Source organism: Bradyrhizobium sp., from assembly GCF_004799445.1.
In the GTDB taxonomy this organism is placed as follows: domain Bacteria; phylum Pseudomonadota; class Alphaproteobacteria; order Rhizobiales; family Xanthobacteraceae; genus Bradyrhizobium.
This window is the reverse complement of sequence record NZ_SSNA01000191.1, coordinates 1-9,669: the sequence shown is the minus strand read 5'-3', so window position 1 is coordinate 9,669 and position 9,669 is coordinate 1. Positions and strand designations below refer to the sequence as shown.

General features: G+C 55.1%; 13 protein-coding genes and 1 pseudogene. 3 read left to right on the top strand and 11 right to left on the bottom strand.

Annotation, left to right across the window (positions count from 1 at the left end; translation table 11 throughout):
• Window positions 1–43: 43 nt before the first annotated feature.
• Together E8A46_RS24420 and E8A46_RS24415 are read right to left on the bottom strand one after the other, a co-directional pair.
• Complete coding sequence (locus tag E8A46_RS24420; RefSeq protein ID WP_291566697.1) at window positions 44–394, bottom strand: cytochrome c; 351 nt, start codon at window positions 392–394, stop codon at window positions 44–46.
• 86 nt (window positions 395–480) lie between these two features.
• Window positions 481–1,725, bottom strand: a complete 1,245-nt coding sequence (locus tag E8A46_RS24415) for a PQQ-dependent sugar dehydrogenase (RefSeq protein WP_291566701.1) — start codon at window positions 1,723–1,725, stop codon at window positions 481–483.
• Window positions 1,726–1,811: 86 nt separating this feature from the next.
• On the opposite strand from E8A46_RS24415, the gene E8A46_RS24410 reads away from it, so the two are divergent.
• On the top strand, window positions 1,812–1,988 hold the full coding sequence (locus E8A46_RS24410) for a hypothetical protein (protein WP_291566695.1): 177 nt from the start codon (window positions 1,812–1,814) through the stop codon (window positions 1,986–1,988).
• Between the two features lie 202 nt (window positions 1,989–2,190).
• Here E8A46_RS24410 and pqqA read toward each other — a convergent pair whose 3' ends face one another.
• From pqqA to E8A46_RS24380, 6 genes and pseudogenes are all read right to left on the bottom strand, one after another.
• Window positions 2,191–2,271, bottom strand: coding sequence for a pyrroloquinoline quinone precursor peptide PqqA (gene pqqA, locus E8A46_RS24405; protein WP_291566699.1), 81 nt, complete (start codon window positions 2,269–2,271; stop codon window positions 2,191–2,193).
• A gap of 667 nt (window positions 2,272–2,938) precedes the next feature.
• Entirely contained in the window at window positions 2,939–4,048 is a 1,110-nt protein-coding gene (gene lpxD / locus E8A46_RS24400) for a UDP-3-O-(3-hydroxymyristoyl)glucosamine N-acyltransferase (protein WP_291566693.1), read from the bottom strand.
• 525 nt (window positions 4,049–4,573) lie between these two features.
• The gene (locus tag E8A46_RS24395; RefSeq protein ID WP_291566691.1) at window positions 4,574–4,900 is read right to left on the bottom strand and encodes a hypothetical protein; all 327 of its coding nucleotides are present in this window, start codon (window positions 4,898–4,900) and stop codon (window positions 4,574–4,576) included.
• Window positions 4,881–5,279, bottom strand: a complete 399-nt coding sequence (locus E8A46_RS24390; protein WP_291566689.1) for a hypothetical protein — start codon at window positions 5,277–5,279, stop codon at window positions 4,881–4,883. The genes E8A46_RS24395 and E8A46_RS24390 overlap by 20 nt, the downstream gene beginning before the upstream one ends.
• A gap of 366 nt (window positions 5,280–5,645) precedes the next feature.
• Window positions 5,646–5,786: pseudogene (locus tag E8A46_RS24385) on the bottom strand (ABC transporter substrate-binding protein); the annotation flags it as partial.
• A gap of 268 nt (window positions 5,787–6,054) precedes the next feature.
• The gene (locus E8A46_RS24380; protein WP_291566687.1) at window positions 6,055–6,279 is read right to left on the bottom strand and encodes a hypothetical protein; all 225 of its coding nucleotides are present in this window, start codon (window positions 6,277–6,279) and stop codon (window positions 6,055–6,057) included.
• Window positions 6,280–6,549: 270 nt separating this feature from the next.
• On the opposite strand from E8A46_RS24380, the gene E8A46_RS24375 reads away from it, so the two are divergent.
• Entirely contained in the window at window positions 6,550–6,990 is a 441-nt protein-coding gene (locus E8A46_RS24375; protein ID WP_291566685.1) for a hypothetical protein, read from the top strand.
• A gap of 15 nt (window positions 6,991–7,005) precedes the next feature.
• Here E8A46_RS24375 and E8A46_RS24370 read toward each other — a convergent pair whose 3' ends face one another.
• The 3 genes from E8A46_RS24370 to E8A46_RS24360 all read right to left on the bottom strand — a co-directional run bounded on the left by E8A46_RS24370 (window position 7,006) and on the right by E8A46_RS24360 (window position 7,995).
• Complete coding sequence (locus E8A46_RS24370; RefSeq protein WP_291566683.1) at window positions 7,006–7,218, bottom strand: hypothetical protein; 213 nt, start codon at window positions 7,216–7,218, stop codon at window positions 7,006–7,008.
• A gap of 34 nt (window positions 7,219–7,252) precedes the next feature.
• Window positions 7,253–7,444 (bottom strand): hypothetical protein, encoded by a 192-nt coding sequence (locus tag E8A46_RS24365; RefSeq protein ID WP_291566681.1) that lies wholly within the window; start codon window positions 7,442–7,444, stop codon window positions 7,253–7,255.
• A gap of 311 nt (window positions 7,445–7,755) precedes the next feature.
• Window positions 7,756–7,995, bottom strand: a complete 240-nt coding sequence (locus E8A46_RS24360; RefSeq protein WP_291566680.1) for a PilZ domain-containing protein — start codon at window positions 7,993–7,995, stop codon at window positions 7,756–7,758.
• Between the two features lie 1,006 nt (window positions 7,996–9,001).
• Between E8A46_RS24360 and E8A46_RS24355 the strand changes: the two genes are divergently transcribed.
• Window positions 9,002–9,669 (top strand): DUF3365 domain-containing protein (locus E8A46_RS24355; protein ID WP_291566678.1); only part of this gene is annotated, 668 nt, incomplete at its 3' end.

Below are 9,669 nucleotides of genomic sequence, written 5' to 3'. Positions count from 1 at the left end.
GTACGCCCCGCAGTCGAACGTCAATGTACCGAACCGATAATTGCTATCGACCCGGCATCTTGACGACATTGATCTCGATCGCCGAAAAATAGGCCGCGAGATCCTCGATGTCCTTGTCTGACAAGGACGGAGCGACCACCGACATCGCGTCGTTTTTACGTGCGCCGGATTTGTATGCCTGAAGCTGAGCAACGAGGTAGGGCTCGGTCTGGCCCGCGATGTTCGGCGCGTCGGGAGTCTTCGATAGACCGTCGAGGCCGTGACATGCCTGGCACATCAGAGCCTTCGCACGGCCGGCCTCTACGTCGCCGGCACTGCACACGCTGCCGCTGGCCGCGAGAAGAGAAAGCGACGTAAGTGAGCTGAGCACAAGCTGTACCGTCTTCAGACGCACAGAAATCACCTTTGACCCTCGCGGACCTTGGACGATGGAAAGCGTGATGGTCCCCGTATCAGGGGACCATCAACCCGATCAGGGTGTTACTTGCCGTCGTACCAGATGCGATAGAGCGCTCCGACCAGATCGTCCGAAACGAGCAGCGAACCATCGTGCAGCTGCGCCACGTCAACCGGACGACCAAGATAATAGCCATTGTCGTTCCACCCTTCGGCGAACGGCTCAGACTTGCCTGCGACGTGGCCATCATCCTTGAGGAAGGTCACCATCACGCGGGCGCCGACGGGCACGGTTCGATTCCACGAGCCGTGCTGTGTCGAGAAAATTGCACCCTGGTATTTCTTCGGAAACATGGTGCCGGTGTAGAACATGAGACCGAGGTCCGCCGCATGGGCGACTTGCTCGACTTCCGGGAAGATCACGTTGGCCGGCGGCGTATCGGCCTTGTATTCGTTGGTGCGTGTATGACCGCCGCCATACCAGGGGAAGCCGAAATCCTGCCCCGGCGCGGTGATGCGGTTCATCTCGCCCGGAGGGATATCGTCGCCCATGCCGTCCACCTGATTGTCGTTGGTCCAAAGTGTCTTATCCTTTGGATTGAAGTCCATGCCGACGGGATTGCGGAGTCCGACAGCGTAGACTTCGCGGTTCTTGCCGTCACGGTCCATGCGGATGATCCCGCCCATGCCGACTTTACGGTACAGGTCAAACTTATCCTTTGCCGGCACGTTATAGGGCTGGCCCAGCTGAATGTAGAGTTTGTTGTCCGGCCCGACCCGGCAGGTTCGCGCCGTGTGATTATAGCTCTCGTCCGCCTTGGGAATCAGATCACCTTCCGGAACGACGTTGCCGGCGACGACATCCGCGCTTTCGTAGAAGAACTCGGCCGCGGCATATTCCAGCACCCGATTCTGCTCGGCGATGTACAGGAACCCATCCTTCGAGAAGCATACGCCGTTGGGTATCTTCTTCGGCAGGGTAGGCGCGAACTCCTTTACCTCGTCTCCCACACCGCCGCGCGCGCGGTCGGTCACCACCCAGACTTTCGATTTCCGCGTGCCCACAAAGGTCGCGACGCCCTGCGGTCCAACCGCGATGTGGCGCGCGTCCGGCACCAGCGCGTACAGCGAGATGTGGAAGCCTGCCGGCAGCTTGATCTTGGTCAGGTTCTGTTTGACCTGGTCGGCTTTCGCACCGGTCTGCGGCACCTCCGGCCAATCAGCCGTGCTGCCCGTCTGGTGCATCGCACCTAATGTTTCGAGTGTGCTCGGCGCCGGTGGCGCCGGCTGCGCCGCAGCCGGCCAAGCGGCCAACGTCAGCAACGCCATCGTTGTTTTCAAATGAAACTTCATGATGCCTCCCTGGGATACCCCAATTCTAACGGGCGACCCACCCGCCGTCGGGGAAGACGGGTATGAATGCGCCGCTTCGAACCGTTGTCAAACGGCAAAAGCTACACGTGAGGGAGGTGATGGGGCATCACGACGCCCATTTTGTGGAACGCTGCCCACAATACTTCATTGTTTTTGAAATGAGAATTGTGGCGAACAAAAAAGCCGACGCCGAGATTAAATTAAAACTGCCGCCATAAGCGGAAATTATCTTCACAATGCATTTGATGCCGCACTGCGGTCGAAGCCAGAATCGGCGAGGACCAATACGGTCAAAAGGGATTTCTCGTTGCTTTGAAACTCGGATACGACTGCAGCAATTCGGTTTCTAACGCACCTCCCTGCAGCTCCAGGAGCGAGCCAAAACTTGCTCCTGGACCCAGCAGGTGTTCGCGAAGCTAATTATTTGCGCGCCGCGCAAGCGTACATGTTGATTTCCATGCCAACGGGAACTTCAACAATCTTCGGACATTTCCAGGCCATTAGAGAACTCCCAAGTCGCGGTACGATTGCCGCAGTAAAAATATGGTAAGGCCACACCGAAAGTAGCGCAAGCCTGCGTCTTCTTCTCTCGTTCAAGCCGGATGAATTAGAGCTGTATTTAGCCAACTTTTCGACGCCTAATGGCCATCGTCCGGATGATGACGCCGACGTCAAGAAATCCGTCGACAACATGTAGGGGGTCTATCTGCATCAGCAGTCCAATCCAGTGCGCCCGCGGATCAACAATCCGTCCCGCCAGGGGGACTGTCCAATTTGAGGGCCTTCCTGTCAGCCCGAAGCCCGCTCATCCTGCGAGACATCAATATGGGACAGATCGCACGCCAAGCGGCTCGGCGGCAAAACCAAACGGGCAGCATCTAAATGGGCTTTAGCAAGGTGCAAAGGTAGAACGCCCTCCCCGCGCGAAACTTGGATATGTCGTGCTCGGGGTGTGCCGTAGGTCCGTTCCTCCCTCAGCAGCCGACATCCGGCGACTGCATCGGCATGTCCGAAAAGTGCCAACAACTGAAGTGATGGGTCTCATTTGATCACCTGCTTGAACCGCGCGCTTCACGTGAAGACCAATGAGGACCAACGCAGAGGGCAAGAATTTCCACTGAGTTCCCCGGTTGAGCCGCCCATCAAGTTACAGTCGAAAACTCGTCGTCTAATCCGGTATCGAGGTATCCTGCACGATCGAGGCTTTATCTATTGAAGGCGCCGGTAGTCTAGTGATTGGGGAGGCTAGCTGCTCAAGCGTAACGACCTCGCGCAGAAATTGTCGGAGAGGCTTGGCATTGGGAAACCCGCCCCAGAGGGCCCCGGCCGGAACATCTCGCATAACCGAGGATCTCGCAGCAAGCCGAGCTCCTTTGCCGACCGTAATGTGCTGACGGATACCAACTCTGGCTCCGAGGACTACAAAGTCTCCCAAAGTTACGCTACCACTCAACCCTGATTGACCGGCTATGATGCAATGGCGTCCAATAACAACGTTGTGGGCGATCTGAACGAGGTTGTCGATCTTGGTTCCCTCGCCAATAACCGTATTGCGAATCCCGCCCCGATCGACTGTCGTTCCAGCTCCAATCTCAACATCATGTTCAATTACGACAATGCCGATCTGCGGCACCTTGAGATGCCCCGTTGCGCCCATTATGTAGCCAAACCCGTCCTGGCCGATGTGACAACCCGGATGTATAATGACTCGATCGCCAACGATCGCATTCGTGATTGAACTCCCTGAACCGATCGCACAATTCTGTCCGATCCGAACGTCTGGTCCAATAACAGTGTTGACCCCGATCAGCGTTCCAGCGCCGACCGTAGCCCGAGGTCCGATTAGAGCACCGGGATCAACCGTCACACCGCTCGCGAGTTGGGCGGAGGGATGGACGGATGCACCCGACGCGATACCCTCTGTTTCGAAAAGCGACGAGGGACGCAATGTGTCGGGATAAAGTTCGCGAGCCACCAACACGAAGCACTTATAAGGCTCCGGCGTGAGCAATACGTCGAGGCCGCTTGGGACGAGACATTGAAAATGCTTGCTTATCAATACAGCGCCAGCCCGCGTCGATGTGAGGACCTTGGCAAATTTCGCGTTATCAACGAAGGTTAAGTCCCCTGCCTCTGCTAGATCAATCGGCGCAACATTTGTCATTCGCTGCGAGTGGTTTGTGACATCCTGAAGCTCGGCACCGGTCAAGGCCGCAATCTCGCCTAGCGTTAGACCGGGTGGGTGACGTAAGAAATGTGGCTCGGTCAAATCATCCATCCCAATAAGGCGATCCGCGCGGCTTGCGTACCACATGAGAGCATTAGTTCCGTCTCAGAACAATGTCGCATATGGGTCATTCGCGTCACTTTGGCGATGTGCCAGCCACTTCCGGTCTGCCCCGAGCAACGGACATCACCAGACCGACCCAGTTGGTCCGGTTCGTGCCAGCAGCGGGCCTCCTAGAGCTGCTCGCGCACGCCTAAGGCGAACCGAGAAATTTCTCTGGCGACAACCAATAGAGAAACCAAATGAACAGCGCGATTGCGATGACGGAAAAGACCGAAGCCAAGATGAGCGCGAACGAAACGGCTTCTACTCCGATCTGTCCGCTGGGTAAGTGCTTCCAAGGCCAGATTGGGCCCGCTGGTTCTTTGAGCGGAAGCATGACCAATCGACCGCCCGAAATCCGAGGGAGCATCCATTTTCCAATAGCGAACCCTATTCCCCCAAAAGCCCAGAACATCAGGTGGAGTATCAGTTCGCCCAATGTGCACGACCTTTCTTGCTAATCTCGGGCTGCTTTCAAGTTGGCCAGAGCCTTCCTTTTTTCATCCAGCCCATGCCGAGTGTGAGCAGAACGCCGCAAATTGCGCCCGACGCGTCCATGAAAAAGTAAAACAGGAATTTTGCGTGCTCGGCGGAATATGAATGGTCGGCGGCAGGAGCGCCCCTTCCGGCAGGCACGTGAATATTTCTCGACATCCAAATTTCGTACAGTACGTTGCCGAGACCCCAAGCGAGCGCCATGGCCAGAACGGTGAAGATCACTTTTCTCAACATACCCACGACCACGTCCGCGTTAGCCTCGAAAAATGATACATAAGCCGGGCTATTTTCGATGGAAAACACTCCGATAGAACGCCTTGACGCTTGAAAACTCCGGGATAAGCATCGCGAGCGCGGTCAAGCTCACGATCCACAACCCCATTTGCGGAGGAAGACTGAGCCCGTTGTAAGTAGATGATCCACTTTCAAGCCACCAAAACACCAGAGCAAGCAATAGAGGCACGGCAATTATTCGCGACTTGTAAGTCGGGAATACAAACGCGAGCGCGAGAAGCGGCACCGCAAATATCGTCGCCATAAAGCTGGCGCCGATAGCCATCCAAGTGAATTTATCCGCGTCTGCGAGGCCCATGTTGAACACGACGGCAGGCCAAGCCAGACCGAGCAGAAGAATGCCCATCCGCACTTTGGCGACCCAAGGATCAAGAGAAGTAACGCTCATCGGTCCATCCACACCTGACGCAACGCCTTCTCACGGTCGCGAACCGCGTGGCTCCGACCCTGCACCGAAGCGAACACGTCTCATTATGAGGCGACCGGCGATTACCGACCGGCGTATCCGAATAGCACTCCGCGCCTGCATTCAGGGCGATAGCAGGTCTCCAAAGAGTTAGGTTGTAAGGCCAGCTTACGTCAACCGAAACCACGCCCAGTGCTCAATTTTGAATTAACCAAGCGACTTCCGCTTCGGGTCATTTTCGGAAGTCGGACAGCTTCCGGGGCAGGTCCGTTCATGCCTTAGCAACGGACATACGGCGACTGCATCGGCACGTCGGTTTCGTGCCACGAGCGGAATTTGTCGCTTTCCTTCGATCACCTCTTCGGCGCGCGCGGGCAAAGGGGGCGGCACACTGAAGCCGAGGGCTTTCGCGGTCTTGAGATTTATTGCCAGATCGAACTTGGTTGGTTGCACCACCGGCATTTCAGCCGGCTTGGCTCCCTTGAGAATGAAGTAGCCATCCGCCACGCCATTGAAGACGCTGGCATTGAGGCCAAGAGCGGCAAAGGCGTTGGTGTGCGACTGCAAAACGGGTAAGCTTCCCCTTTTGGGGTGCATATTTAATGAAGAAATTAAAGGTCGAAGACGAGTTGCACGAAGTGAAATGCCCTGCTTGCAACGGCACTGGATTTCCAACCGTTGCGCAACCAAAACCGGGCCGAAAAACCTATCCCGCGCCGTGTAAGGAATGTGCGGGCAAGGGCCGGGTGATCGTTCGCTAGCGAGCCAATGCTTTCTCAGCCGCGGCACATTTTGCCAAAATATTCTTTCGCCTGATCGTTGAATTCTCAAACGGCACGCCCATTTTGCGTGCCTGAATTTGGCAGCTTGAAATACTGCGGTTCAACCTAACCGCTGCGCGGAATGGCGTGCCGCCAGCCGCGACCATTGCGGCGAGTTCTCTCGAGTCTTCCACCGACCATTTGCTCTTACGCAATTTCATGCGGTTTCCAATAGAGCAATGAGCCGCGCTTATTTGGGCGGTTCTAGTTCCTTCGATTCAAGATAGCCTTTCAAATCGTCGAAGTTTTGATGGAGGTGTGCCGACCTAGCCTGGTCTGGCCCCGGCGTGGTCGGCGCGGCTTCATTGAACTTGATCGCCGCTATCTGTTTTAGTTCATGAGCGGTGAGATACGTTGAGGGCGGTCGGCGTGACATTTGCGAACCTCCTTTGTGACGGAGAATAAAACGCAAATTGGAAACCAGTTGTTCCGTGACAGGAACGATCTGCTTTTTCCCCTTTATGTCCGGAACCCGACACAGCGCCGTCGGTTATCCGGTCGATCTTCCGAACCGGACTTCAACCGGCATCCCGATAAAACCGACCGTTATTGATCGGGCTTGGGAATCTGGTCGCAACGACCTTCAAGATCAAACAATCAAAGCTAATCTCGGGAGACTTCTCATGCCCTCACGAAACGAAACCATGCGCGCGCGTGAACGACTTCAATCGGCAACGCCAATTTATGATGATGAGAGCTTGTTGAAACTGGAGGAAGATGTTGCCGAATATTTGCGTAAAGCAAAGCGCCGTGACGCACTACAACCTGATGAATTGGTCTCGACCGTGTTGAATGCGGTCGCGCATGACTATTTTCGTCACGTCCTCCGAAAACAAGCGCGCGTGACGCCCCTTCGGCGTCGAACGCGGTAAATCGCAGTCTCCGGGCTAGGCCGATTTGCGGCGCGATAATTCAGAAAGAGCGCGATAAGCCACATTCCGCAACCCATCCAGAGTTACATTGCCTTTCTTCGCACTCTGAATCAGTCTTAGCGCAATGTGCTTGCGGCTCGCGTGATCGCCGCCGTGTGGCAAGTGGCTGCAGACTTCTTCCAAAACAACGTCCATGTTCGCGGTTGTGCGTTCATTGATCTTGATCATTTTACACCCCCCGATCATCGTTTAGATAATGTTATTAATTCCAATCAATCGGCGTAAATCGCAATCTCCGCCGCTCCATTTCCTCGCGTAATTTGTCGGCATATTGTTTCACGCCCTCACCAATAAGCCGATATCGACCACCCGCTTGAATATCCAGATGGACCTGCCGCCTAACATTTTCATAAAACGCCAAAAGCCGCTCATCCTTTGTTTGCATGAAACTCATTTTCAACCCCCGCAACAACCCCGGGGGAGATTTTATCCAATTAGCGGGCGGCGTCCAGCGTCCGGCTGTGTTGGCAACCGGGCGGGAACCGGGGTTGGTGCGGTCTTGCCTCGCTATTGAGGCAAGCTCTTCAGAACATTTCGGCCAACGGACAATCCGCGATATGGCACCAGTGCCTCACACGCCGTCATGATGTCACAGGCTGACGCCGTCTGGAGCTAGTTGAACTGGCTGCGTCGACTGTTCGAGGAGACACGAGCACCGCGTGGGCGACGACTGGAAAGGCGAAAGAGGTCGCCAACTGAGGCGGTCTAATCGAAAGCCACGCCGATCCGATATTTTTTGCGCCAGACGACATGGCAGGGCAAATGCAATCCATCGTCCGGCACAACTAATGTGAATCTCTCTGGGATTCCAGCTTGGCTTGGTACCTCTATCGCCGCTCCGGTAAGGGACAGGTCGCGGACCTTGCAATCAATAGTGGTAGCGCCAAACTCAATCTTGGCGACCTTCATGACGCGGTAGCGAGGTGCAATCCGAGTTTCGACCATTGAATGCCGCCTAATGGAAGCCGAAACTTGCTCCTATCGCCCGGATCATCTGACCCAGGTGGCTGCTGTAATATCCGCCGTAATTATTTTGATCCCAGAAATACAGGGAGACAGCGACAATCGAAATTGCGCCAATGACCTTCATAATATGATGGGCATAATTGAGCTTTCGCTAAATCAGGACACAACCGGATTCATGATTCCCATTCCGTCCCGAAATCCTCAGTGGTCCTATTGATCCATATCAACGCGGAACGGCAATTGAGCCATACCAGACGGTCGCCGCGATTCGGGGTATGGCTAGATGACAAGTGCAGTACAAACGCGCCGTTGTCTGTTCGGAAAAGCGAATCGCGCGCCTGATGCTCTTCAAGCGATTCAGAATCAATAAACGGGTACGTTCGCGAAGCAAGAAGCTGCATGGCGAATCAAAATCAGTTTGATCAATGGCACCCCAATCAGACCACTACGAAATTAACAATCTCTTTCCATTTGGATCTCGCCCGCGATGTCCAAGTTGGGTCACAAGCGGAAGTAGCCGAACCTTCGCGTGAGTGGCTCATTGGAACTCTTAGCGATCGCGATCGGTCACGACTGTACAAAAGAACGCGGCTCCTTCGGCCGCGGATGACGCTCATCAAATAACTGCCATCCGAAATGGCGGGCGTCTGATCCGGCTGGCCCGGGTTCAATCCTCGTTGGATGTGCAGTGAGAGCAAACTTTTATTCCGACGAGGATAAGGTTAGCTTTGCCACGTCCGAATTCCCGCAGCGCAACAGATGGCGTCTTTCATCGATCACCTCGTCGCGTGGATTTTGCCGTTTTAGGCCGCCTTGGCGTCATTTCTCAACAGAGACTTGAGGCTCCGCGAGCCGACGAACCCTGCTCCAGCTCTGCCGGGTCATCAAAAAAGCATCGATTGTAGCTCGGTAAGCTGTTATTAATTGTTCTATTGTTTTCGCTGTTGACCCCATGGGATTGCCATTCGGGAGGCTGAGTTCTTAAATGAGCCGATGGTTCAAGCGGGCCCTTTCCTTCGATTCAGTCGCGCTAAAGATATTCTTGATCGTAATTTTTGGTCTCTCTGCGGCGCCCTTACGCGCTGACGGGGAAGACGATGCGGCCATCGCCAAGAGTTTGGCCGATATGCTCCGCGCCGCCCGCCAGGTAATATCCAGCAACCAGCCCCGTATCAACGACCCTAACATCGGCGACAAGGGTCTCAGTGGTCAGGTTGTTCTGCAACAAGCACTTGAATCATATAAGAAGACTACCGGGACAGATCCCGCGACCGTAGATCCGGCGTCGCGCCATGGTAGACTTTTACGCGCGCAAATGGACGCGATAGTTGAGGTCACCGACGCCAATCAGTCGACCATCAACGCCAAAGGCGTCGGCTTCAAGGCATTTATTCCGGCCGTCTTTGCCCGCCTTGTGAATGAAGCCTTTGAGAGCCGCGCAAAGGATGAAGCGCAAATCAAGGTGACAGCTCCCGAGCAACTCGTACGGAACCGAAAGTCCCGACCAGACGAGTGGGAGGGCGATGTGATCCGCAGCAAATTGCTCGGGACGGATTGGCCTCGCGGTCAAGCCTATGCGGCCGAAGCGCTTACAAAGGGTCGATCTTCTTACCGGATGATGATGCCTGAATATTACGCAGCTTCGTGCCTGAG